22 protein-coding genes are annotated in these 24,403 nt (G+C 67.4%); 9 read left to right on the plus strand and 13 right to left on the minus strand.

All coding sequences use genetic code 11. The features are described from left to right. Positions 1-23 precede the first annotated feature (23 nt). The 5 genes from VBO01S_RS00270 to VBO01S_RS00290 form a co-directional block, all read right to left on the minus strand. Positions 24-731, minus strand: coding sequence for an ABC transporter ATP-binding protein (locus tag VBO01S_RS00270; protein ID WP_062468742.1), 708 nt, complete (start codon positions 729-731; stop codon positions 24-26). Continuing rightward, positions 728-1,495 carry an ABC transporter ATP-binding protein gene (locus VBO01S_RS00275; protein ID WP_062468745.1) on the minus strand — a complete coding sequence of 256 codons (768 nt, stop codon included), beginning with the start codon at positions 1,493-1,495 and terminating at the stop codon, positions 728-730. The genes VBO01S_RS00270 and VBO01S_RS00275 overlap by 4 nt, the downstream gene beginning before the upstream one ends. Then, complete coding sequence (locus tag VBO01S_RS00280; RefSeq protein ID WP_062468748.1) at positions 1,492-2,451, minus strand: branched-chain amino acid ABC transporter permease; 960 nt, start codon at positions 2,449-2,451, stop codon at positions 1,492-1,494. The genes VBO01S_RS00275 and VBO01S_RS00280 overlap by 4 nt, the downstream gene beginning before the upstream one ends. A gap of 7 nt (positions 2,452-2,458) precedes the next feature. Beyond that, positions 2,459-3,319, minus strand: coding sequence for a branched-chain amino acid ABC transporter permease (locus VBO01S_RS00285; RefSeq protein WP_062468750.1), 861 nt, complete (start codon positions 3,317-3,319; stop codon positions 2,459-2,461). 88 nt (positions 3,320-3,407) lie between these two features. Beyond that, positions 3,408-4,613: an ABC transporter substrate-binding protein gene (locus VBO01S_RS00290; RefSeq protein ID WP_062468752.1), complete on the minus strand. Its 1,206-nt coding sequence runs from the start codon at positions 4,611-4,613 to the stop codon at positions 3,408-3,410. A 216-nt stretch (positions 4,614-4,829) separates the two neighbouring features. Between VBO01S_RS00290 and VBO01S_RS00295 the strand changes: the two genes are divergently transcribed. Beyond that, positions 4,830-5,594: a FadR/GntR family transcriptional regulator gene (locus tag VBO01S_RS00295; protein ID WP_062468755.1), complete on the plus strand. Its 765-nt coding sequence runs from the start codon at positions 4,830-4,832 to the stop codon at positions 5,592-5,594. 12 nt (positions 5,595-5,606) lie between these two features. On the opposite strand, the gene VBO01S_RS00300 is transcribed toward VBO01S_RS00295, so the two are convergent. Next, the gene (locus VBO01S_RS00300; protein ID WP_062468758.1) at positions 5,607-6,065 is read right to left on the minus strand and encodes a GNAT family N-acetyltransferase; all 459 of its coding nucleotides are present in this window, start codon (positions 6,063-6,065) and stop codon (positions 5,607-5,609) included. A gap of 20 nt (positions 6,066-6,085) precedes the next feature. Beyond that, on the minus strand, positions 6,086-7,066 hold the full coding sequence (locus tag VBO01S_RS00305; RefSeq protein ID WP_062468761.1) for a LysR family transcriptional regulator: 981 nt from the start codon (positions 7,064-7,066) through the stop codon (positions 6,086-6,088). Between the two features lie 107 nt (positions 7,067-7,173). Between VBO01S_RS00305 and aptA the strand changes: the two genes are divergently transcribed. Continuing rightward, a complete protein-coding gene (aptA, locus tag VBO01S_RS00310) occupies positions 7,174-8,529 on the plus strand; it encodes an omega-aminotransferase AptA (RefSeq protein ID WP_062468764.1) in 1,356 nt (451 codons plus the stop codon). A 22-nt stretch (positions 8,530-8,551) separates the two neighbouring features. Beyond that, complete coding sequence (locus VBO01S_RS00315; protein ID WP_062468767.1) at positions 8,552-10,069, plus strand: CoA-acylating methylmalonate-semialdehyde dehydrogenase; 1,518 nt, start codon at positions 8,552-8,554, stop codon at positions 10,067-10,069. 15 nt (positions 10,070-10,084) lie between these two features. Here the strand turns inward: VBO01S_RS00315 and VBO01S_RS00320 are convergent, their stop codons facing one another. The 5 genes from VBO01S_RS00320 to VBO01S_RS00340 are packed head-to-tail and all read right to left on the minus strand — an operon-like array spanning position 10,085 to position 15,502. Beyond that, positions 10,085-11,473, minus strand: a complete 1,389-nt coding sequence (locus VBO01S_RS00320) for an FAD-dependent oxidoreductase (RefSeq protein WP_062468770.1) — start codon at positions 11,471-11,473, stop codon at positions 10,085-10,087. A gap of 9 nt (positions 11,474-11,482) precedes the next feature. Further along, the gene (locus VBO01S_RS00325; protein ID WP_062468773.1) at positions 11,483-12,055 is read right to left on the minus strand and encodes a phosphonate degradation HD-domain oxygenase; all 573 of its coding nucleotides are present in this window, start codon (positions 12,053-12,055) and stop codon (positions 11,483-11,485) included. 2 nt (positions 12,056-12,057) lie between these two features. Next, entirely contained in the window at positions 12,058-13,506 is a 1,449-nt protein-coding gene (gene phnY, locus VBO01S_RS00330; protein ID WP_062468776.1) for a phosphonoacetaldehyde dehydrogenase, read from the minus strand. A 21-nt stretch (positions 13,507-13,527) separates the two neighbouring features. Next, entirely contained in the window at positions 13,528-14,754 is a 1,227-nt protein-coding gene (gene phnA, locus VBO01S_RS00335) for a phosphonoacetate hydrolase (protein WP_062468779.1), read from the minus strand. A gap of 1 nt (position 14,755) precedes the next feature. After that, entirely contained in the window at positions 14,756-15,502 is a 747-nt protein-coding gene (locus VBO01S_RS00340) for a phosphonate utilization associated transcriptional regulator (protein ID WP_062468781.1), read from the minus strand. Positions 15,503-15,662: 160 nt separating this feature from the next. Here VBO01S_RS00340 and VBO01S_RS00345 point away from each other — a divergent pair, with 160 nt between their 5' ends. The 5 genes from VBO01S_RS00345 (at position 15,663) to VBO01S_RS00365 (ending at position 22,343) form a co-directional block, all read left to right on the plus strand. Continuing rightward, entirely contained in the window at positions 15,663-16,700 is a 1,038-nt protein-coding gene (locus VBO01S_RS00345) for a putative 2-aminoethylphosphonate ABC transporter substrate-binding protein (protein ID WP_062468784.1), read from the plus strand. Between the two features lie 77 nt (positions 16,701-16,777). Next, positions 16,778-17,920, plus strand: coding sequence for a putative 2-aminoethylphosphonate ABC transporter ATP-binding protein (locus VBO01S_RS00350; protein ID WP_062468787.1), 1,143 nt, complete (start codon positions 16,778-16,780; stop codon positions 17,918-17,920). Beyond that, a complete protein-coding gene (locus tag VBO01S_RS00355; RefSeq protein ID WP_062468790.1) occupies positions 17,917-19,641 on the plus strand; it encodes a putative 2-aminoethylphosphonate ABC transporter permease subunit in 1,725 nt (574 codons plus the stop codon). The genes VBO01S_RS00350 and VBO01S_RS00355 overlap by 4 nt, the downstream gene beginning before the upstream one ends. A gap of 51 nt (positions 19,642-19,692) precedes the next feature. Next, positions 19,693-20,823: a 2-aminoethylphosphonate--pyruvate transaminase gene (locus tag VBO01S_RS00360; protein ID WP_062468793.1), complete on the plus strand. Its 1,131-nt coding sequence runs from the start codon at positions 19,693-19,695 to the stop codon at positions 20,821-20,823. Positions 20,824-20,900: 77 nt separating this feature from the next. After that, a complete protein-coding gene (locus VBO01S_RS00365; protein ID WP_062468796.1) occupies positions 20,901-22,343 on the plus strand; it encodes an MFS transporter in 1,443 nt (480 codons plus the stop codon). A 6-nt stretch (positions 22,344-22,349) separates the two neighbouring features. On the opposite strand, the gene VBO01S_RS00370 is transcribed toward VBO01S_RS00365, so the two are convergent. Further along, positions 22,350-23,642, minus strand: coding sequence for an SUMF1/EgtB/PvdO family nonheme iron enzyme (locus VBO01S_RS00370; RefSeq protein WP_062468799.1), 1,293 nt, complete (start codon positions 23,640-23,642; stop codon positions 22,350-22,352). Positions 23,643-23,809: 167 nt separating this feature from the next. Between VBO01S_RS00370 and VBO01S_RS00375 the strand changes: the two genes are divergently transcribed. After that, positions 23,810-24,349, plus strand: coding sequence for a TRAP transporter small permease subunit (locus VBO01S_RS00375; RefSeq protein ID WP_062468802.1), 540 nt, complete (start codon positions 23,810-23,812; stop codon positions 24,347-24,349). The last annotated feature ends 54 nt before the right edge of the window (positions 24,350-24,403 follow it).

The raw sequence follows: 24,403 nt of genomic DNA on the forward strand, positions 1-24,403 counted from the left end.
TTTTGTGACGAATGAAGGGCGGTTCAGGCGAGACCGACGCCGAGGTATCTGTCTTTCACGTCGTAGTCGGCCATGAAGGCGGCGTTGCCGGCCTCGTGCACGATCACGCCCTGCTCCACGATGTAGTGGCGGTCGGCCAGCTGCACGCAGACCTCGAGGTTCTGCTCGACCAGCAGGATGGCCACGCCCGCGGCCTTGATGGTCTTGAGCTGCGCGACGATCTCTTCCACGATCACCGGCGCCAGGCCTTCCACGGGCTCGTCCAGGATCAGCAGGCGCGGGTGGTTCATGAGCGCGCGGCCGATGGCCAGCATCTGCTGCTCGCCGCCCGAGAGCTGCCCGCCGCCGTTGCGCCGGCGCTCCTTCAGGCGCGGAAAGATGCGGTAGATGTCGGCCAGCTGCCAGGGCGAATCGCGCCGCAGGCCGAGCAGCAGGTTCTCTTCCACCGTGAGCAGCTTGAAGATGCCGCGGTGCTCGGGCACGAGGCACACGCCGCGCGTGGCGATGCGGTGCGGCGGCTGGCCCGCGATGTCCGCGCCCTGGAAGCGCACGCGCCCTTTCGTGGGCGTGACGGCGCCGGCAATGCTCTTGAGCGTGGTCGACTTGCCCGCGCCGTTGCGCCCCAGCAGCGTGACCAGCTCGGCCTCGCCCACCGTGAGCGACACGCCCTGCAGCACATGGCTCTTGCCGTAGTGCGCGTGCAGGCCTTCGACTTCGAGGATGTTGCTCATGCCTTGCCTCCGGTGATCATGTTGCCCAGGTACGCGGTGCGCACGCGCGCGTCCGAGCGGATGTCGCCCGGCAGCCCCTCGGCCAGCACGCGGCCCAGCTGCATGACGGTCACGGTGTCGGAGATGTCCATCACGATGTTCATGTTGTGCTCGATCAGCACCACGGTGTGCCGGTCGCGCAGGCCGCGGATGAGATGCTTCATGTCGTCGAGGTCGTCGATGCCCATGCCCGAGGTCGGCTCGTCCAGGAAGATGGCCTTGGGCTTCGCAGCCAGCGCCATGCCCACTTCGAGGCGGCGCTGCTGGCCGTGCGAGAGCACGCTGGCGGGTGTGTCGGCCAGTCGCTCGAGGCCGACGCGCGCGAGCACCTCGGCCACCGTGTCGGCACAGGCGCGCTCGCCGATGGGGGCGCGCCAGCAGTTCATGGCCTGGCGCGGCGCAACGCCCTGCGCCGCCACGCGCAGGTTCTCGCGCACCGACAGGCTGGGGAACAGGCTCGTGACCTGGAACGAGCGCGCCATGCCGCGCTGCACGCGCTGGTGGTCGGGCTCGCGCGTCACGTCGTGGCCGTCGAACAGGATGCGCCCACCCGTGGTGGTGCCGGTGCCCGTGAGCATGTGAAAGAGCGTGGTCTTTCCCGCGCCGTTGGGCCCGATCACCGAGTGCACGGTGTTGCGCCTGATCTTCAGGTCGACCCCGCCGAGCGCGGCGAACTTGCCGTAGTGCTTGGTGACGCCGATGGCTTCGATGAGGATGTCGCTCATGCCTGTTCTCCTTGCACGGCCGGCGCCTTGGCCTCGGCCGCCGTCTTGCGGAACACCCGGCGCCAGGCGCTTTCGCCCAGGCCCCAGAGGCCGCGTTGCATGCCGATGCTCACGCCGATCAGCAGCAGGCCCAGCAGCAGCAGCCAGCGCGGCCACAGCGTGGAGAGCCAGTCGGCCAGCAGCACGTAGAAGGCCGAGCCCAGCACCGAGGCAAAGAGGTTGCCGGTGCCGCCGATCACGGTGATGACCAGGATCATCTCGCTCGTGTGGTACTCGGCGTTGGACAGCGGCGCGATGCCGGTCATCATGGCGTGCAGGCCGCCGGCGAGGCCGGTGACGGCGCCCGAGATCACGAAGGCCAGCAGCTTGAAGCGCTTCAGGTCGTAGCCCACGGCGGCGGCGCGGTCCTCGTTGTCGCGGATGGCGAGCAGCGTGCGGCCGAAGACCGAGTCGGTCACCTTGAGCAGCAGCGCGAACGCGGCCAGGAAGATCACCGCCACGAAGGCGTAGTACTTCCACGGCGTGTCCATGAAGGCCGGGCGCGGCACGTCGAGCAGGCCGTTGTCGCCGCCCGTGAGCCCCGAGGCCGTGTAGGCGATGAAATAGAACATCTGCGCGAAGGCCAGCGTGAGCATCACGAAGTAGGTGCCGCGCTGGCGGATGGCGACCCAGCCGACCACCGCCGCGCCCAGCGCGCCCATGCCGATGGCGGCGAGCAGCGCGAGCGGCATCGGCAGCTGCAGCCGCGTGAGCAGGATCGCGATGGTGTAGCTGCCCAGCCCGAAGAAGATGCCCTGGCCGAACGAGAGCAGCCCCGTGTAGCCCAGCAGCAGGTTGCAGCCCAGGGCCGCGAGCGCGTAGATGAGCACTTCGCTCGCGAGCGAGCCCGAGCGCATGAACAGCGGCAGCGCGAGTGCGACGATCAGCGCCAGCAGGAAGGTGTATTTCTTTGGCATGGCGCGTTCATCCTCTGCGGCCGAGCAGGCCATGCGGGCGCAGCAGCAGCACGGCGCCCATCGCGATGTAGATCATCAGGCTCGCCCCCGGCGGCCAGATAGTGCTCATGAGGCTTTGCACGATGCCGATCAGCACGCCGCCGACCAGCGCCCCGCTGAAGCTGCCGAGCCCGCCGATCACCACGACCACGAAGGCCACGCCCAGCGCCTCGACGCCCATGAAGGGCTCGGCCCCGCGGATGGGCGCGGCCAGCACACCGGCCAGCGCCGCCGTGGCCGCGCCGAGCGCGAACACCAGGCTGAACACGCGGAACACGTTGATGCCCAGCAGCGAGACCATCTCGGTCGATTCGCTGCCCGCACGCACCGCGCTGCCCAGGCGCGTGCCTTCGAGCACCCACCACAGCCCCACCGCGAGCACGGCGGTGAAACCGATCACGAAGAGCCGGTACTTCGGGTAGATGAAGCTGCCCCACATCACCACGCCCTGCAGCAGGTCGGGCGTGGGCACGCTGTTGCCCAGCGGGCCCCAGAACACGATGACGATCTCCTGCACCGCGAGCGCCAGGCCCACGGTCACGAGGATGTGGAACTCGTGCGGCTTGGCGTAGACGCGGCGCAGCAGCAGCTTTTCGGCCAGCCAGCCGAGCGCGCCGACGAACAGCGGCACCAGCACGAGCGCGGCCCAGAAATTGAGCCCCCACTGCATGGCCTGGAAGCACAGGTAGGCGCCCAGCAGGTAGAAAGCGCCGTGCGCGAAGTTCACGAAGCGCAGCAGGCCGAACACGATGGACAAGCCAACGGCCAGCAGGAAATACAGCATGCCGATGCCGATTCCGTTGATGGTCTGGAGCAGGTAGACGGACATAGGTGTCGTGGGGGTGGCAAACGTGCAGGCGGCACGCGCCCTGCCCGCGCCCAAAAACGGCGCGGGCGCGGCGCGAAGCCGGGCGGCGTCAGGCCAGCTTGCAGCCGGTCTTGTCGATCGGCAGGAACGACTTGCCGGAACTGACGACGTCCACGTAGTCGGCCGGGTTGGCCATCTTCGACTTCGCCTTGCCCTTGAGCAGGTAGTAGTCCTTGATCACCTGGTGGTCGGCCTTGCGGATTTCTTCCACGCCCGTGAGGCCGTCGAACTTCATGCCTTCGAGCGCGGCGATCACGGCCTTCTGGTCGACCGTGCCGGCTTTCACGATGCCGTCGATGAGGATCTTGGTGCAGATGTACGAGCCGGCCAGGCTGTAGTTGGGCACGATCTTCAGCTTGTCGGCGGTGCGCTTCACGAGGTCCTTGTTGAGCGGCGTGTCGACCGTGTGCCAGTACTGCGCACCGAAGTAGACGCCGTCGCACAGGTCGGCGCCCAGCTCGTCGAACTGCTCCAGGCCCGAGGCCCAGGCCATGAGGATCGTCATGTTCTTGTGCATGCCGAAGCTCACCGCCTGGCGCAGCGCGGCCGACGACTGCGCGCCGAAGTTCAGCAGCAGCAGCACGTCGGGCTTGGCGGCCATCGCGTTGGTGAGGTAGCCGCTGAACTCCTTGTCGTTGAGCGAGTGGTAGCTGTTGCCCACGTGCTCAATGCCCTTCTCCTGGAAGATGGTCTTGGCCGCGCTCAGCAGGCCGTCGCCGAACACGTACTGCGGCGTGATCGTGTACCAGCGCTTGGCCTTGGGCATCGACGCGATCAGCGGGCGCACCGTCTGCTCGATCGCACCGAAGGTGGGCACCGACCAGCGGAAGGTGGCGGGGTTGCAGTCCTTGCCCGTGATCTCGTCGGCGCCTGCGGTGGTGATGAACAGGCCGCCGGCCTTCTCGGCCTCCTTGCCCATGGCCAGTGCTTCCGACGACAGGATGCCGCCAGCGAAGAATTTCGCGCCCTGCTGCTGCGAGGCCTCCTGCACCTTGCGCACGGCGGTGGCCGGCTTGCCTTCGGTGTCCAGCAGCGTGTAGGCCAGCGGCCGGTTCAGCACCTTGCCGTACTGCTCGATCGCCAGCTTGGTGCCCAGGTCGGCGAACTTGCCGTTGGCCGCGAAGGCACCCGACATGGGCACCGGTGCACCGAAGCGGATCACGTCGGTGGCCTGGGCGATGGCCGAGCGGCTCATCAGGAGCGAGGCCGGGGCGGCCGACAGGGCGGCGAGCTGAAGAAGTTGTCTGCGTTGCATGGGGTTCTCCGGTCGTGGTGGGTGGAAAGTGGGGAAGAAAACACAGTGCCTGCGATCGCCGGCAATTTAAGCGGATAAATAGGATTAATATGTTGGTAAAAACCCGTTAGCAAGCCCCGTGCCCAAACCCAACCCGACCCTGCCGATGACGCCGTTAAGATCGCGCGCTGTTGCGCATCCCGCGCATCTCCCGATGTGCATGGATGGAGCGTTTTGATGAGAGTGGGGCACAACCCTCCGAAGCGGCAAAAGCTCTCGGACGTCATCGTCGAAGACGTCAAGCGATGGATCGTTGCCGAGCGCAAGCAGCCCGGCGACCGGCTACCGAACGAGAAGGAACTGATCGAGCTCTTCGGCTATTCGAAGAGCACGGTGCGCGAGGCGCTGAAGGCACTCGAGGTGCGCGGGCTGATCTCGATCCGCACCGGCCCCGGCGGCGGCGCGTACCTGCAACAGGTGTCGGTCGACCACGCGTCGGAGCCGCTGCGCAACTTCCTGCACTTTCACCACCTGGACGGCCACCACATCTACCAGCTGCGCAAGGCGCTGGAGCCCGAGCTGGCCGTGAGCGTGGTCGGGCGGCTCACGCCCGAGCAGTTCGCGCGGCTCGAAGACAACGTGCGCCTGTGCACCGTCGAGCCGACCAACGAAGACGAATTGCGTACGCAGCGCGAGGCCGAGCTGGCCTTTCACACGATGCTGGCCGAGGCCTGCCCCAACCCGGTGCTGTCCTTCATGTGCCGCTTTCTCAACGACCTGCTGCGCGACCTCGTCGTCTACAAGAAGGCGCTGGACCACCACCACTTCGGCGAGACCAACGTGGACTATCACACGCAGCTGCTGGCGGCCTACCGCAAGGAAGATGCGGACGAGGTGCGGCGGCTGATGGTGGAGCACATGGTGGATGCGGAGCACCACATGCATGAGATGGAAGCGCACATTGGCGCTAAGCATTTGTTGCTGCCCAGCGGGCAGCGATAGCACCACAAAGGTCTAGAAGACCTTGCGGAACCGCTCGGCGCTGCCGAAGCGCACGGCGACGGTGCCGTTCGCCTCGAACCCACAGCGCAAGTAGAACGACCCGGCGTGCGGATTGCCGGTGACGTGGAGTGCCGACGCACCCTGGCGCCGGGAAAGCTCGACACAGTGCGCGACCAATGCCTTGCCGATGCCGCGACGCCATGCCTCGGGCTCGACGAACAATCCATCGAGTTCGGCGCTGCCGTCATCGTTGGGCAGCACGACAGCGAATCCCGCCGTCACGCCATGGATCTCTGCCACGAACACCCGGCCATCGACGATCTGGGCCAGAGGCAGTTCGATGGCGTCCGGGTCGGACTGAATCGCCTCGCGATCGCCAGGGTTCGCGAGCGATGCGCGCCGCTGCAAGTCTTCGAGTGCCCGGTGTTCCGACGCAAGTGCAGGTCGAATACGCAGTGGTGTTTCGGTCATTTGGGGTGGTTTCAGTGCCTTCAGATCTTCGCACCGCCATGCGCCTGCTCCAGGCACGCCTGAAACGCCAGCACCGCCCGCGAAGGCTTCGGCGACCGCCGCAGCAGGCTCACGAACCGGCACGCATAGTTGAAGCGCGCCGGCAGCACCGCCTTCATCAGCCCGCGCTGCTCGAACACCTGCGCGTAGTGGTCGGGCAAGAAGCCCAGGAAGCGCCCCGACAGGATCAGCGTCGCAATCGCCTCCTGGTCGAACCCCGTCGCCTTGCGCGACAGCCTCGCCCGGTGGCTCAGCTCCATGTTCGGCGAGTGATACCCCAGCCCCGCGAAATGGTGCTCGCCCAGCTTCGACCACGTGAGCTTGCCGTGCGGGCTGTCGAACAGCGGATGCCCCTGGCCGCAGTACAGCAGCATGGTCTCGTCGAACAGGTCGGCATACACCAGGCTCTTCGAGCTGCGGTGCGCCGGGATGATGCCGATCTGGAAGTTGCCCTCCAGCACGCCCTGCTCGATGGCGTTGATGGAGCCCACGTGCACCGCCAGATTCACCTCGGGCGCGATCTCGGTGAAGCGGGCAATGGCCTCGCCGATGCGCGCCTTCGGGTTGGTCGCGGTCTTGTCGAACAGCGCCACGTCGAGCTGGCCGCCCATGCGGTTGTGGATGTCGTCGATGCTGCCGCGAAAGGCGTCGACCGAGGCCAGCAGCCGCAGCGTCTCGTCGTACACGCGCTGGCCCTCGGCCGTGAGCGCAAAGCCCGCCCGGCCGCGCCGGCACAGCACGAGGCCCAGGCGCGTTTCCAGGTCTTTCACGTGGCGGCTCACGGTCGAGGTGCCTATGTTCAGCTCCAGTTCGGCCGCCGCCATGCCGCCGCAGTCGACCACGCTCTTGAACACCTTGAGCAGGCGCAGGTCCATGTCGCTGAGCTGCCCCAGCACGGCGCGGTTGCGGGTGCCCTGGGCAGCGGTTTCGTCGGCGGGCGAGGCCTTGGCCTTTACTTGCATGAATCGTCAAGTGAACATTGATATTGCGCCATTCTCCACACTGAAGGGTCTGCGAACAATCGGCGCATCCCTTCACCCCTCGGAGCCCGCCTTGCGCGGGATGCGCCATGACCCTCGCCACACCCGCTATCGAACCCACGCCCACCGCGCGCACCGACGCCGCCTGGCTCGAGGCGCACTGGATGCCCTACACCGGCAACCGCAACTTCAAGGCCGATCCGCGGATCATCGTGGAGGCCAAGGGCGCCTACTTCACCGACAACGACGGCCGCAAGATCTTCGACGGCCTGTCGGGCCTGTGGTGCTCGGGCCTGGGCCATGGCCGCCCCGAGATCACCGAGGCGGTGAGCCGCCAGATCGCCAAGCTCGACTACTCGCCCGCCTTCCAGTTCGGCCACCCGCTCTCGTTCGAACTGGCCAACAAGATCAAGGAACTGACGCCCGCCGGCCTGGACTACGTGTTCTTCACCGGCTCGGGCTCCGAAGCCGCCGACACCTCGCTGAAGATGGCGCGCGCCTACTGGCGCACCAAGGGCCAGGCCGGCAAGACGCGCCTGATCGGCCGCGAGAAGGGCTACCACGGCGTGAACTACGGCGGCATCTCGGTGGGCGGCATCGCGGCCAACCGCAAGCTGTTCGGCCAGGGCGTCGAGGCCGACCACCTGCCGCACACGCAGCTGGCCAGCAATGCCTTCTCGCGCGGCATGCCCGAAAGCGGCGCCGAGCTGGCCGACCGCCTGCTCGACCTCATTGCGCTGCACGACGCCTCGACCATCGCGGCCGTGATCGTGGAGCCCTTCGCGGGTTCAGCCGGCGTGGTGATTCCGCCCAAGGGCTACCTGAAGCGCCTGCGCGACATCTGCACGGCGCACAACATCCTGCTGATTTTTGACGAAGTGATCACCGGGTTCGGCCGCTGCGGCGCGCTCACGGGCGCCGATGCCTTCGGCGTCACGCCCGACATCATGAACATCGCCAAGCAGGTCACCAACGGCGCGCAGCCGCTGGGCGCCGTGGTGGCCAGCAAGGACATCTACGACACCTTCATGGCCGCCGGCGGCCCCGAGTACATGCTCGAGTTCCCGCACGGCTACACCTACGGCGCGCACCCCGTGGCCTGCGCCGCCGGCATCGCCGCGCTCGACGTGCTGCAGAAGGAAGACATGATCGGCCGCGTGCAGACGCTGGCCCCGCACTTCGAGAACGCCGTGCACAGCCTGAAGGGCAGCAAGCACGTGGCCGACATCCGCAACTACGGCCTCGCCGCCGGCATCACCATCGCCGCGCTGCCGGGCGAGCCCGCACGCCGTCCCTACGAGATCGCGATGAACTGCTGGAAGAAGGGCTTCTACGTGCGCTACGGCGGCGACACGATCCAGCTCGCACCGCCCTTCATCGCCGAGAAGGCCGAGATCGACCGCATGGTCAACGCCCTCGCCGACGCCCTCGCCGAAACCAACTGATCCCCTTTCGAGACATCCACACATGCAACACGACAAGAACGTCACCGCCACCATCGGCCACTTCATCGACGGCAAGCACGTCGGCGGCGGCAGCCGCGTGCAGCCGGTGTTCGACCCCGCCACCGGCCTGTCGGCCAAGAGCGTCGCGCTCGCCGACAAGCTCACGGTCGAGCAGGCCATCGCTTCGGCGCAGGCCGCCTTCCCGGCCTGGCGCAACACGCCGCCGCTCAAGCGCGCCCGCGTGATGAGCCGCCTGAAGACGCTGCTCGAAGAAAACGCCGACACCATCGCCGCGCTGATCACCGCCGAACACGGCAAGGTGCTGGCCGACGCGCACGGCGAGCTGCAGCGCGGCATCGAGAACGTCGAGTACGCCAGCTACGTGCCCGAGCTGCTCAAGGGCGAGCACAGCAAGAACGTCGGCCCGTCGATCGACTCGTGGAGCGAGTTCCAGGCGATGGGCGTGGCGGCCGGCATCACGCCGTTCAACTTCCCGGTCATGGTGCCGCTGTGGATGTGGCCGATGGCCGTGGCCTGCGGCAACACCTTCGTGCTCAAGCCCTCGGAGCGCACGCCCTCCTCCACGCTGTTCATGGCCGAACTCGCGCTTCAGGCCGGCCTGCCGCCGGGCGTGCTGAACGTGGTCAACGGCGACAAGGAAGCGGTCGACACGCTGCTGATGGACCGCCGCGTGAAGGCCGTGAGCTTCGTGGGCTCCACGCCCATCGCCGAATACATCTACACCACGGGCACGGCCCACGGCAAGCGCGTGCAGGCACTCGGCGGCGCCAAGAACCACGCGGTGGTGATGCCTGATGCCGACATCGGCAACGCCGTGAGCGCGCTCATGGGCGCGGCCTACGGCTCGTGCGGCGAGCGCTGCATGGCGATCCCGCTGGTGGTGGCCGTGGGCGACGCCACGGCCGACGCGGTGGTCGAAGGCCTGAAGGTCGAGATCGCCAAGATGAAGGTCGGCCCCGGCACCGACAACGGCAACGACATGGGCCCGCTGGTCACCCAGCCGCACTTCGAGAAGGTCAAGGCCTTCGTCGACGCGGGCGTGGCCGCCGGCGCCAAGCTGGTGGTCGACGGCCGCGGCATCCAGGTCGAAGGCCACGAAGGCGGCTACTACCTGGGCGCCTGCCTGTTCGACCACGTCAAGCCCGGCATGACGATCTACCAGGAAGAAATCTTCGGCCCGGTGCTCGGCGTGGTGCGCGTGAAGACGCTGCAGGAGGCGATGGACCTGATCGACGCGCACGAGTACGGCAACGGCACCTGCATCTTCACGCGCGACGGCGAGGCCGCGCGCTGGTTCAGCGACAACATCCAGGTCGGCATGGTCGGCATCAACGTGCCGCTGCCGGTGCCCGTGGCCTACCACTCGTTCGGCGGCTGGAAGCGTTCGCTGTTCGGCGACCTGCACGCCTACGGCCCCGACGCCGTGCGCTTCTACACCAAGCGCAAGACCGTCACGCAGCGCTGGCCCTCGGCCGGCGTGCGCGAGGGCACGATGTTCTCGTTCCCCTCGAACCGTTGATGCGGTCTCCGCAGGTCAGGCCTTATCAGCCTTGCCTGCGGCGTTCGCGAGCTTGCTGAGCATGCGGTCCACCAGCCATGGCTGGCGGTCCTCATCCTCAGCGCGTTCCTTGCGGCGGATCGCGTTGCGCACGACGATCGAGCCCACATAGCGCATCGGCTCCGGCGGAAAGTAGCCCAGCGGCCCGTTCGTGATCGGGCTGCGCGTCCATGCGTTGTCCTGGTCGAGCACCAGCGACGACAGGATCTGCCCACCCATGTAGGTCGGCCCCACCCCATTGCCCGAGTAGCCGAAGCCGTAGTAGATGTGCGGCGCGCCGTCGAGCCTGCCGAAGAACGGAAAGCCCGTCACCGAGCGGTCGGACGGGCCGTTCCAGCTGGCGGTGATCGGCGTATTGCTCAATGCCGGGAAGAACGAATGCAGGGCCTGCGTGAGCTCGCCCTCGTACGGCGAGCGCTCGTCGAACACCTTGGCCATGCGACCACCCCACGCGAAGGTGTTGCCGCCCTTGCCCAGCATGATGCGGCCGTCGACCGTGCTGCGGTAGTAGTACACGAAGGTGCGCGAGTCGAGCACCGACACGCCGTCGGTCAGGCCGATCTGATGCAGCAGCTCCGGGCAGCGCTCGGTGATGATCATGTCGCTCGACACGATGGCGATGGTCCGCTCGAACTGCGGGAAGCGGCTGGCCATCCACGCATTCATCGCGAGCACCAGTTTCTTCGCACGCACGCGCCCGGTGGGCGTGTGCACCAGCACGGGCTGGTCGGTGCTGAAGTCGAGCATCGGCGTGCGCTCGTGGATGCGGATGCCCATGGCCAGCGCCACGCGCCGCAGCCCGCGCACCAGCTTGCCCGGGTGCACGGTGGCGGCGATCGGCGAGTACACGCCGGCCAGGTTGCGCGCCGAGCCCGAGCGCCGCGCCACCTCGTCGGGTGGCAGCGCGTGGTACGAGTGGATGCCGCGCGCCTCCAGCGCCTGCATCATCGGATCGAGCGTGCCGATCTGCGCCTGCGAGGTCGCGGTGTAGAGCGTGCCGTCGCGCCGCAGCTCGGCGTCGATGCCGTGCGCCGCGCAGAAGTCGGCGATGTGCCCCACCGCCGCTTCCGACGCCTTCACGAGACGCACCGCCTCGTCTTCGCCGAACAGCCGCCGCAGGGTCAGGAACTTGGCCGACCAGGTGAGCAGGCAACCGCCGTTGCGCCCGCTCGCACCGGCGCCGCACAGGTCGCTTTCGAGAATGACGATGTCGAGCGCGGGCGCCTGCAGCTTGGCCTGGATGGCCGTCCACAGGCCGGTGAAGCCGCCGCCGACGATGCAGACGTCGGCGCTGGTTTCACCTTGCAGCGCCGGTGCCAGATCGCCGTCGTTGAAGAGCGCTTGTTCGATCCAGAAGGGGCGCATCCGTGTGCCTTAAGCGGTGGTGAGGGCTTGCCGGTGTTCGGCGGAACTGATCTCGAGGTGGCGCACGAAGTGCGCGAGGCCAGGCATGTCGGCATCGGCCAGCTTGGCCGTGTCGTCCCACTGCCGCAGGCGCACTGCGTCCATTGCATACGGCAGCGTCTCGAAGGCGTTGGCCTGCGCCTCGTCGAAGACGCCGCCCTGCAGTTGCAGGCTGCGCTTCGAGTCGGGCGACAGCGCCTCCAGGTAGCCGGGCACGCGCGCGCACAGGAATCGCTTGGCGTCCACATGCAGCCGGATCGGCTCCAGCGTGGCCGGACCGAACAGCGCGCGCAGGAACGGCAGGCAGCGGTACTGGTGCAGGTCGTCCAGCCCCTGCTGCGTCGGCGTGCCACCGAAGTCGTGCAGCAGGTGGCCCAGGTCGTGCAGCAGGGCGGCGGCGATCAGCGCACTGTCCGCGCCCTCCTGCTCGGCCAGGTGCGCGGACTGCAGCGCGTGCTCCAGCTGCGTGACCGGCTCGCCGTCGTACTGCGCATGGCCCTTGGTCTCGAAGAGGCCGACGATGTCGGGGATGCTGAGGCTCATGGTTACCAGGGCAGCGAGTAGGTCTTGGTGTTGGTGAAGCTTTTCATCGCTTCGAGCACGCCTTCCTTGTAGCCCAGGCCCGAGTCCTTGATGCCGCCGAAGGGCGTGAGCTCCAGGCGGTAGCCCGGCACCTCGCGCACGTTGACGCTGCCCACGTTCAGCTCGCGGATGAAGCGCGTGATGTAGTCCAGCCGGTTGGTGCAGATCGAGGACGACAGGCCGTAGGCCGTGCCGTTGGAGATGCGGATCGCCTCGTCGATGTTCTTGAAGCGGATGACCGGCGACACGGGGCCGAAGGTCTCGTGCTTGGCGACGGTCATCTCGGGGTCGACGTGGTCGAGCACGGTGGGCGAGTACAGCGCACCGCGGCGTTCGTTGCCGTACAGGAGCTTGGCGCCGGCGGCGATGGCTTCGTTCACGACCGCTTCGAATTGCTTGGCCGCTGCTTCATCGATCACGGTGCCCATGTCGGTGTCGGGGTCCATCGGGTCGCCGTATTTCAGTGCGCGGGTCTTCTCGACCAGCAGCTCGACGAAACGATCAGCCACGGCCTCGTGCACCAGCATGCGCTTCACCGCCGTGCAGCGCTGCCCCGAGTTCTTGTAAGAACCATTGGCAGCCAGCGTCGCCGCCTCCTCGATGTCCGCGTCTTCCATCACGATGATCGGGTCATTGCCACCCAGCTCCAAAATCTGGCGCTTGTAGGTGGCCTTGCCCGCGATGTACTTGCCGATGGGCACGCCACCCGTAAAGGTGACGAGGTCGACGTCGGCATTGGTCAGCAGCTCGTCGGCGATCTCCTTCGGGTCACCCGTGAGCACCGACAGCATCTGCGGCGGCAGGCCGGCTTCGTACAGGATGTCGGCCAGCAGGAAGGCCGTGAGCGGCGTCTTCTCGCTGGGTTTGAGCACGATGCGGTTGTTGGTCGCAATGGCCGGCGCCACCTTGTGGATCACCTGGTTCAGCGGGTGGTTGAACGGCGTGATGGCGGTGATGGCGCCCAGGAGCGGCTCGCGCATCGTGTAGACCTTGCGGCTCTTGCCGTGGTGCGTGAGGTCGCAGGAGAACACCTGGCCGTCGTCCACCAGCGCCTGGTTGGCGGCGAACAGCAGCACGTCGGAGGCGCGGCCCACTTCGTACAGCGAGTCCTTGCGCGACAGGCCCGACTCGAGCGTGATGGTGCGCGACATCTCGTCCAGGCGCGAGGCGATGATCTCGCCGGCGCGCATGAGGATCTTGTAGCGCTCGTAGCGCGTGAGCGTGGGCTTGTAGTCGCGGGCGATGCGCAGGGCGTTGCGCACGTCGTCCAGCGTGGCCTTGGGCACGGTGGCGATCACTTCGCCGGTGTACGGGTAGGTGACCTCGATGGTGCGGTCGCGGTGGACTTTCTCGCCCGCGATGCGCAGGGCTTCGCGGTGGACGGTGCCTGGCTTCAGGATGGCTTGGCTCATGAGTGCTTGCTCCGTGCGGTGTCAGCGTGCGTGGTTCAGGGCGAGGTCGAGCGCATCGAAGTTGCGCAGCCGGCGGCCGGGGGCGATGCCTTCGACCGGGCGGTTGCAGATCAAGGGCACCTTCTGCTCCGACACACCACCGTGCGAGCGCAGCGGCACTTCGAGCGCCGACAGGTCGTGGCGGCTGGCGGCGGTGCCGATGACGGTGCTCTGCTCGCTCACCACCACGATGTCGCCGATGCGGTCCGGCGGCAGCTCGAAGCGCTTGGCGGCTTCGGCGCGCGAGAGCACGAGCTCCATGCCCGGGATGCCCTTGATGCGTTCGATCCAGCCCGGCACGCTGGCTTCGTCCGGTGCGTACACGGTGGCGAAGGAACCGAGCGCACCGTGGTGCACCACGTAGGGGTCGGTGATCGGCAGGATCACGCGGGCCTTTTCAGCGCCGTACCAGCCGTCGAGCACGTCCTGCAGGTAGATCACGTTCGGCGAGCCGTCCGCGCCATGCTTGTCGTTCATGCCGTGGTCGGCCGTGAGCACGATGGTCGCGCCCAGCGCGTCGAGCTGCGCGAGGTACCCATCCATCATTTGGTAGAAGGCATTCGCGGCGGGGCTTCCCGGCGCGGCCTTGTGCTGCACGTAGTCGGTGGTCGACAGGTACATCAGGTCGGGGCGCTGCGACTCCATCAGCTTCACGCCGGCGGCGAACACGAACTCCGAGAGTTCGGCGCTGTAGACCGAAGGCACCGGCATGCCGACCATGTCGAGCACGTTGTCGATGCCGTTCTCTTCCATCGTCACCTGGTCCGACTTCTCGGACGAGAAGCAGATGCCCTTCATCTTGTGGCCCAGCAGCTTGCGCAGCTTGTCCTTGGCCGTGACCACCGCGAGCTTGGCGCCCGCGTCGGCAAAGGCCGCGAGCACGGTGCCGGCGCGCAGGTACTTGGGGTCGTTCATCATCACTTCCTGGCCCAGCTCGCGGTCGAAGAAGTAGTTGCCGCAGATGCCGTGCACGGCCGGCGGCGCGCCGGTCACGATCGACAGGTTGTTGGGGTTGGTGAACGAGGGCACGACGCAATCGGCGAGCAGGTCGGCACCGTCCTTGCGCATGCGGGCGATGTACGGCGCCACGCCGGCTTCGATGGCCGCGTCGAGGTAGGCCGGCTCGCAGCCGTCCACGCACACGACCACGATCGGACGCGCCATCCAGCGATAGCTCCTGGCATTGACTTCAAGTGTCTCCGGTGTCATTTCAGACTTCCTTTTGGGGTGGGTGGTTCGGGGTAGCGGTGGTGTTGCTGGAAGTGGCCGCATCGCCGTCGATGCGGCCGAAGGCCTTGTGCATGCGCGCGCGGCTGCCGGCCACGTGTTCGCGCAGTGCGCGCCCTGCCGTGTCGGGGTTGCCGCTGGCGATGGCGTCGACGATGTGGCTGTGCTCGTCGGCCGAGACCCGCAGGCCGCCGCCGCTGTCGAGCGCGCGCATTCTGAAAAGGTGCAGCTCCTTGACGAGCCGCTTGTAGGTTTCGGTGAGCTTCTTGCTGCCGGCCGTGTCGAGCAGGATCTCGTGGAACTGCAGGTTGAGCTGCGCGTACTGCTCCACGTCCTGCGCCTGGGCCGCCGAGCGCATCGCGTCGACCATGGCGCGCAGGCGCTCCACCGCGTCGGGCTGGATGGCCAGGGCCACGCGCCGGCCGATGATTTCTTCCAGCGCCTCGCGCAGTTCGTAGATCTCGTCGGCCTCCTCGAACGCGATCTCGCGCACGAAGACACCGCGGTTCTTCTCGTTGCGCACGAGGCCCGCCTCTTCCAGTGCGCGCAACGCCTCGCGGATCGGGCCGCGGCTGGTGTTGAAGCGCTGCGAGAGCTCGCTCTCGTTGATGCGGCTGCCCACGGGGAGCTCGCCCGTCATGATCAAACGCTCGATTTCCTCCTGCATCAGCATCGGCAGCGAGCTGGACTGGAGGAACGCGAGGGCGGCGGAGTGATTGCTGGTGACCATGGGGCGTATTTTCCCGAAGGATCGTCAACTGTCAACAATTTTTTATTGACAGTCATCAATCAGCAACCTACATTGCAAACACCGGATGGCGTTGCCCACCCTCGCGCCGGCGCCAGCCCTCACCCTTCTTCAGTGACAGCCAGCCTTTCAGGAGAAACAGATGACGATGAAACAAAGCACGCGCCGTCTCACGGCCGCCCTGTGTGTTGCGGCCCTCGGCCTCGTGTCCGGCAGTGCGTGGGCGCAAAAGACGCCGCTCCTGGTCTACACGGCGCTCGAGACCGACGCCATGAAGCTCTACAAGGACGCGTTCGAGAAGGCCAACCCCGACATCGAGGTGAAGTGGGTGCGCGACTCCACCGGCATCGTCACCGCCAAGCTGCTGGCCGAAAAAGCCAACCCGCAGGCCGACGTGGTGGCCGGCCTGGCCGCCAGCAGCCTGGCGCTGCTGCAGCAGGAAGGCATGCTGCTTCCTTATGAGCCCAAGGGCTTCAAGGAGCTGAACCCCGCGTACTCCGACGCCGCGCGCCCGCCCGCCTGGGTCGGCATGGACGTGTGGGCCGCCACCATCTGCTTCAACACGGTCGAGGCCAAAAAGCTCGGCCTGCCCAAGCCCGAGAGCTGGAAGGACCTGACCAAGCCCGTCTACAAGGGCACGATCTCGATGCCGCACCCCGCCTCCAGCGGCACGGGCTACCTCGACGTGTCGTACTGGCTGCAGAACATGGGCGACGCCGAAGGCTGGAAGTACATGGACGCGCTGCACCAGAACATCGCGCAGTACGTGCACTCGGGCTCCAAGCCCTGCAAGCAGGCGGGCGCGGGCGAGTTCCCCATCGGCATCTCGTTCGAGTTCCGCGCGCACCAGGTGAAGAAGTCGGGCGCGCCGGTCGACCTGATCTTCCCCAAGGAAGGCCTGGGCTGGGACATCGAGGCCACCAGCCTCATGAAGACCAGCACGAAGCTGGCGCAGGGCAAGCGCTTTGCCGACTGGATGGCGAGCAAGGAGGCCAACCAGATCAGCGCGCGCTGGTGGGCCGTGGTGGCCTACCCAGGCGTGGTCTCCAAGCTGGAAGGCATTCCGGACAACTACGAGAAGCTGCTGGCCAAGAACGACCTGAACTGGGCTGCGAAAAACCGCGAACGCATCCTCGCTGAATGGAGCAAGCGCTACGAAGGCAAGGCTGAGCCCAAATAAGCCCGACGGCATCCCCCGGTTTTCAATTCAAGGGTGCCGCCGCAGCTGGTGACGCCCTCCAACGACGAGTGCGAAAAATGGACATGACCGACACCCGCTTCATCGCCAGCCAGTTGACTCCCACCTCGGCCCCGCCCGCGGCCCTCGAGATCGTCGGCGTTCGCAAGGACTTCGAGACCTTCAGCGCGCTGCGCGACGTGCACCTGCGCGTGAACCCGGGCGAGATGCTGTGCTTTCTCGGCCCCTCGGGCTGCGGCAAGACCACGCTGCTGCGCATCATCGCGGGCCTGGAGACACAGACCGCCGGGCAGATCCTGCAGAACGGCAAGGACGTCTCGTGGCTATCGCCGGACAAGCGCGACTACGGCATCGTGTTCCAGTCGTACGCGCTCTTTCCCAACCTGTCGATCGCCGAGAACGTGGGCTACGGCCTCGTCAACAGCCGCGCGAAGCGGGGCGAGATCAAGTCGCGTGTCGACGAGCTGCTGAAGCTGGTCGGCCTGCCGACCTCGGGCGCCAAGTACCCGAGCCAGCTCTCGGGCGGCCAGCAACAGCGCGTGGCCCTGGCCCGCGCGCTGGCCACGCGGCCCGGCCTGTTGCTGCTGGACGAGCCGCTGTCGGCGCTCGACGCGCTGGAGCGCATCCGCCTGCGCGGCGAGATCCGCCGGCTGCAGAAGCAGGTCGGCATCACGACCATCATGGTCACGCACGACCAGGAAGAAGCGCTGTCGATGGCCGACCGCATCGTGGTGATGAACCACGGCGTGATCGAGCAGGTCGGCACGCCGATGGAAATCTACGAACAGCCGGCCACGCCCTTCGTGGCCGACTTCGTGGGCAAGGTCAACGTGCTGCGCGCGATGGCGCTGGGCAACCAGCGCTTCCAGGTCGGCGACATGGAGCTGCAGTGCGACGCCTGCGACGGCGCCTTCGAGCCCGGCGACGCGGTCAACCTGTACCTGCGGCCCGAAGACCGCGCGGTGGAGCACCTGCGCGAGGACACGCCGAACCGCCTGCAGGCCAAGGTCACGAAGGTCGAGTTCCTGGGCGGCCTGTGCATTGCCGAAGTGACGGCCGACGCGCTGCACGGCCAGACGCTGGGCCTGCACTTCTCGCTGAACCAGCTGCACGACCTGGACATCCGCGAAGGCAACATCATCGACATCGCCTTGCGCGCCAACCGCATCCGCGCCTTTGCCGCGCGCACGTCGAAGCCATGAACACGCTGGCACACCCCCGCCCGGCATTCACCGCGCGCCCTGCCCTTCGCTGGAGCCGCGACGAGACCATCGCGCGCGCCATCCTGTTCGTGGTGATGGCGATGCTGTTCGTGTTCCTCATCGCGCCGCTGCTGACCATCCTGGCCCACGCGGTGCAGGACAAGAACGGCCGCTTCGTCGGCCTGGCCCACTTCATCACCTACTTCCAGACGCCGAGCCTGCTGCGCGCGGCGTGGAATTCGATCTGGGTGTCGGCTGCGGTGGTGATGATCTCGGTGCCCACGGCCTTCGTGTTCGCCTACGCGCTCACGCGCAGCCGCATGCCGGCGCCGCTGAAGGCGGTGTTCCGGCTCATCGCGCTCATTCCGCTGCTCGCGCCCTCGCTGCTGTCGGCCATTTCGTTCGTGCAGTGGTTCGGCAACCAGGGCGCGCTCAAGTTCCTGCTGGGCGGCGCCTCGATCTACGGCGCGCCCGGGATCATCCTGGCCGAGGTCTACAACACCTTCCCGCACGCGCTGATGATCCTGGTCACCGCACTGTCGCTGGCCGACGGCCGGCTGTACGAGGCGGCCACCGCCCTGCGCACACGGCCCCTGCGTCAGTTCATGACGATCACCCTGCCCTCGTGCAAGTACGGCCTGATCAGCGCGGCCACCGTGGTCTTCACCTACGTGGTGAGCGACTTCGGCGCGCCCAAGGTCATCGGCGGCAACTTCAACGTGCTGTCGGTCGACGTGTTCAAGCAGGTGGTGGGCCAGCACAACTTCTCCATCGGCGCGGTGGTGGGCATGCTGCTGCTCGTTCCGTCGATCATTTCCTTCGTGATCGACTACGTGGTGCGGCGCAAGCTGAAGGCGCAGCTCACGGCGCGCTCGGTGCCCTACACGCCCAAGCCCCGCAAGGTGGCCGATGCGCTGCTCACGCTGTTCTGCACCGTGGTCTGCAGCCTGCTGCTGGCGACCATCGGCATGGCGATCTACACCTCGGCGATCTCGCTGTGGCCCTACGACCTGTCGTTCACGCTCAAGCACTACCACTTCGTGCTGGTGGAAAGCGACATGGCCGCCGCCTACGGCAACAGCCTGCTCGTGGCCATGGTCACCGCGGTGGCGGGCTCGCTCATCGTGTTCGTGGGCGCCTACCTGATCGAGAAGACGCGCAACCTGGGCCTCATGCGCAAGGGCATGCACCTGATGGCGGTGCTGTCGATGGCGGTGCCGGGCCTGGTGCTGGGCCTGGGCTACGTGATGTTCTTCAACCATCCGTCCAACCCGCTGAACTTCCTGTACCAGACGATGGCGATCCTGGTCATCTCGATGGTGGTGCACTACTACACCTCGAGCCACCTCACGGCGGTGACGGCGCTCAAGCAGATCGACAACGAGTTCGAGGCCGTGTCGGCCTCGCTCAAAGTGCCGTTTTTCAAGACCTTCCTGCGCGTGACGGTGCCGGTGTGCCTGCCGGCCATCCTGGACATCGGGCGCTACTTCTTCGTGGTGTCGATGGCCAGCCTCTCGTGCGCCATCTTCCTGTACACGCCGGAGACCATCCTCGCGTCGGTCGCGATCATGCACCTGGACGACGCCGGCGACATCGGCCCGGCCGCCGCGCTGGCCAGCCTGATCGTCGTCACCTCGACGCTGGTGTGCATCGCCTACGCGCTGCTCACGCGCGTGCTGCTCGCACGCACGCAGGCCTGGCGCAACCTCGGCCGCGGCTGAACGAACCCCTTCCCTCTCGCCCCTCATTTCCTTTCCCTGCCTGGAGACACCATGAGTCAAGCCGCCCACCCCATCCTGCTCACGCCCGGCCCCCTGACCACCTCGGACCGCACCCGCCAAGCGATGCTGCGCGACTGGGGGTCATGGGACGCCGACTTCAACCAGATCACGGCGCGCATCCGCAAGGAGGTGCTGAACATCGTGCACGGCACGGGCACGCACGAATGCGTGCCCCTGCAAGGCAGCGGCACCTTCTCGGTCGAAGCGGCCATCGGCACCATCGTGCCGCGCAACGGCCATGTGCTGGTGCCGAGCAACGGCGCCTACTGCCAGCGCCTGGCCAAGATCTGCAAGGTGCTCGGCCGCAAGCTCACCACCATCGACTACACCGAAGAGAAGCAGGTTTCGCCCGCCGACGTCGACCGCGCGCTCGCGGCCGACCCGTCCATCACCCACGTCGCCGTGGTGCACTGCGAAACCGGCGCGGGCGTGCTCAATCCGCTGCACGAGATCGCGCTGGTCGTCGCCAAGCATGGGCGCGGCCTGATCATCGATGCCATGAGCTCCTTCGGCGCGCTGGAGATCGATGCACGCAAGACGCCCTTCGACGCCGTGGTCGCGGCCTCGGGCAAGTGCCTCGAAGGCGTGCCGGGCATGGGCTTCGTGGTCATCAAGCGCAACACGCTGGAAAAATGCGAAGGCAACTGCCACTCGCTGAGCATGGACCTGTACGACCAGTGGGTCTACATGGAGAAGACCACGCAGTGGCGCTTCACGCCGCCCACGCACGTGGTGGCCGCGCTCGACACCGCCATCGCGCAGTACATCGAGGAAGGCGGCCTGCCCGCGCGCGGCGGGCGCTACACGCGCAACTGCAAGGCGCTGGTCGACGGCCTCGCCACGCTGGGCTTCCGGCCTTTTCTCGACCCGGCCATCCAGGCGCCGATCATCGTCACCTTCCATGCGCCCGACGATGCCAACTACGACTTCAAGACCTTCTATCAAGAGGTGAAGAAGCGCGGCTACATCCTCTACCCCGGCAAGCTGACGCAGGTCGAGACCTTCCGCGTGGGCTGCATGGGGCACTTCGGCGACGCAGGCATTCCGGGCGCGGTGGCGGCCATTGCCGACACGCTAAAAGCCATGGGCATCCGGCAGGTGACGGCGGCCGTCGCGGCCTGAAGAAGCTCTGCGCAGACCGGCGCATTGCAGCGCCGGTCCTACAACGCCGGGGTGATGCGCTTCGCATAATGCCCCGCATGACGGTTCTGCGCAGCGACATCCCTGCCCGCCTGGACCGCCTGCCGTGGTCGCGCTGGCACTGGCGCGTGGTGATCGCGCTGGGCGTGGCCTGGATCCTCGACGGCCTCGAGGTCACGCTGGTGGGCTCCATCGGCGCGGTGCTGGAGCGGCCCGACACGCTCGGGCTCACGGCCGCAGAGATCGGCTGGTCGGGCTCGATCTACATCGCGGGCGCGGTGATCGGCGCGCTGATCTTCGGCCGGCTCACCGACCGGCTCGGGCGCAAGAAGCTCTTCCTGCTCACGCTCGTGGTCTACACGCTGGGCACGCTGGCCACGGCCTTCTCCCCCCACTTCGCCTTCTTCGCGCTGTGCCGCTTCGTCACCGGGCTGGGCATCGGCGGCGAGTACGCGGCCATCAACTCGGCCATCGACGAGCTCATTCCGGCGCGCGTGCGCGGGCGCGTCAACCTCGCGATCAACGGCAGCTTCTGGATCGGTGCGGCGCTCGGCGCGGCGCTGAGCCTGGTGCTGCTCGATGCGCGCGTGATCGGCCCCGTGTGGGGCTGGCGCGCGGGCTTCGCGCTGGGCGCGGTGCTGGCGGTGGCGATCCTGCTGGTGCGTCGGCACGTGCCCGAGAGTCCGCGCTGGCTCATCGCGCACGGGCGCGCGGATGAAGCCGAGCGTATCGTCGCGGGCATCGAGCGCGAAGTCGAAATGCAGCACGGCCCGCTGCCCGCCGCGCGCGGCCACGTGATGTACACCGCCGCGCGCCCCAACAGCCCGCCGATGCGCGAAGTGGCGCGCGTGCTGCTGCGGCGCTACCCGGCGCGCAGCGTGGTGGCGACGGCGCTCATGGTGTCGCAGGCCTTTTTCTACAACGCGATCTTCTTCACCTACGCGCTGGTGCTCACGCGCTTCTACGGCGTGGCCGAAGGCCGCGTGGCGCTGTACATCTTTCCGTTCGCGCTGGGCAATGTGCTCGGGCCGCTGCTGCTGGGCCCGCTGTTCGACAGCGTGGGCCGGCGCAGGATGATTGCGCTGACCTATGTGCTGGCCGGCGTGGGCCTGGCGCTCACGGGCTGGGCCTTCATGCAGGGCTGGCTCGACGCGCGCAGCCAGGCGCTGTGCTGGTCGGCGGTGTTCTTCCTGGCCTCGGCGGCGGCCAGCTCGGCCTACCTGACGGTGAGCGAGGTGTTCCCGCTGGAGATGCGCGCCATGGCCATCGCGATCTTCTACGCCATCGGCATGGGCGCGGGCGGCTTCGCGGCGCCGGTGCTGTTCGGGATGCTGATCGAGACCGGCAGCCGCGGTGCGGTGATGGTGGGCTATCTGATCGGCGCCGTGCTGGTCATCGTCGCGGGACTGCTGGCGTTGCGCTACGCGGCCGATGCGGAACGCAAGCCGCTGGAGGAAGTGGCGCCGCCGCTGTCGTCGGAAGCCGGCGGCGAGCGGCCCTGAAGACGGCTACAGCGCGCAGGTGCGGAAACCGAAGAAACCGTCGTCGCTATCAGGCAACGCAAAGCCACGGCGACGTGGCGAGCGCAGGCGCGCACGCGTCGCGAACGAGGCGCCGCGCAGCACGCGCGCGCGGCCGAAGGCGGCCACCGGATCGAACTCGCCGCCGGCGCTCCACGGATCGGCCCGGAAGCCCGGCCAGGGCTGCAGCGTGCCCGCGGTCCACTCGTGCACGTCGGCCCAGCGGAAGCCCCGCCGCGCGGCCGTGTGGGCCGCGATTTCCCATTCGACCTCGGTCGCGATGCGGCGGCCAGCCCAGCGCGCCCAGGCGTCGGCCTCCCACCAGCTCAGGTGCACGGCGCTGTGGTGCCCGGCCGCGCGCACGGTGACACCGAAACGCTGCTGCAACACCGAGCCGCCGGTGCCGTTGCGGGCCACGCCGATCTGCTCCACATGGCGCGGCCCGCGCCGGCCTTCGGTCTGCGCGGCGAGCCAGCGCCAGCCGTCGCCGTGCCACAGCTCCTCGCGGTCGTAGCCGCCGTCGTCGACGAACTCGATGTACTGGTCCCAGGTGACGGGCTGGGCGTCGATCTCGAACTCGGGCACGTCGACGCGGTGCGCCGCGCCCTCTTGCGCAAACAGGAAGCCGCTGTGCTCGGGCAGGCCAAGCTCCCAGCGCGTGGCCGGCAGCAGCAGCGGCTCGCGCGTGACGGCGGTGGGCGGCTGCTCGATGTTCAGCGGCAGGCCCAGCGTCTGCGCCAGCACCACGAGCTGTTCGCCGCGCAGGTCTTCATGGAAGAGCGCGAGCCGGTAGAAGTACAGGCCGGCATCGGTCTCGGCGGCGTTCTCTAGCAGCTCGAGCGTGCTTTCGAGGGTTTCGAGCAGGTAGGCCTTGGTCTGGCCCAGGCCGGGCAGGTCGGGCGACCAGCAGCGCTCGGCCGCACCCTGGGCCGGGTTCCACCAGTCGTCGGCGTCGGGGTCGATGGCGGCCAGCCGCGTGGGGCGCACGGGGCAGTCGATGCCGAAGGCGCGCTGGGTGTTGCGCCCGATCCACCATTCGGCGAACCAGCCGATGTGGCCGGCCAGCCAGACCGGCGGCAGCACGGCAGGCTGCTGCGGCACGCGCATGCTTTCGCCCAGCGCCTGTTCGAACAGGGACAGCAGGTGCAGCGTGTGGTTACGGGCGTCGATGAGGGCCAGCGAGAGCAGGTCGCGGCCGGCGCGGCGCATGTCGGGCGAGTCGATCGACAGGGGCGGGCTCGCCGCACCGAAGGGCGTCGAAGGCGGCGGGCTCGAAGACATGGGCCATTATGGCGACCGCCCGACAGGCCCTCTGCCGACGCGGATTCCGGGTAAACCCGAGTTTGTGTCAAGGCAATACTAAGGTTCACCGAGATACCATTGCGGGCTTTGCGCGCAGCCCCCACCAGGGGCCGGCGCTTCACCTTGGGCTTCGCGGGAGACACCCCTTGTCTGTATTCCTCAAATTCGCGGCCGTCATGGACTGGGTCAGCGAAAAATTCGGCAAATTTGCCGGCTATGCGGTTCTGGCCGCGTCGCTCATCTCGGCCGCCAACGCCTTCGTCCGGTACGGCTTCGACTTCAGCAACAACGCCTTCCTCGAGATCCAGTGGTATCTGTTCGCCGCCACCGTGATGCTCGGTGCGCCGGTGGTGCTGCGCTACAACGAGCACGTGCGCGTGGACATCCTCTACGGCAAGCTCAAGGGCCACGGGCCGGTGTATGTCGACCTGTTCGGCCTGACCTTCTTCCTGCTGCCGGTGATGGGCCTCATGACCTACCTCACCTGGCCGTTCTTCTGGAACACCTGGGTGTCGGGCGAGATGTCGGGCAACATCGGCGGGCTGATCCGCTGGCCCGCCGCGCTGCTGATGCCCGTGGGTTTCTGCACGATGTTCCTGCAAGGTGTCGCCGAGATCATCAAGCGCATCGCCTACCTGCGCGGACTGATCGAGATGAACACGCACTACGAGAAGCCGGTGCAGTGATGGCGTTCGTCGCGCTTCGCCAGACCGCCCCGACCTTTCCCGCACCGCAGGACA

This window comes from Variovorax boronicumulans NBRC 103145 (assembly GCF_001591345.1).
Taxonomy (GTDB): domain Bacteria; phylum Pseudomonadota; class Gammaproteobacteria; order Burkholderiales; family Burkholderiaceae_C; genus Variovorax; species Variovorax boronicumulans.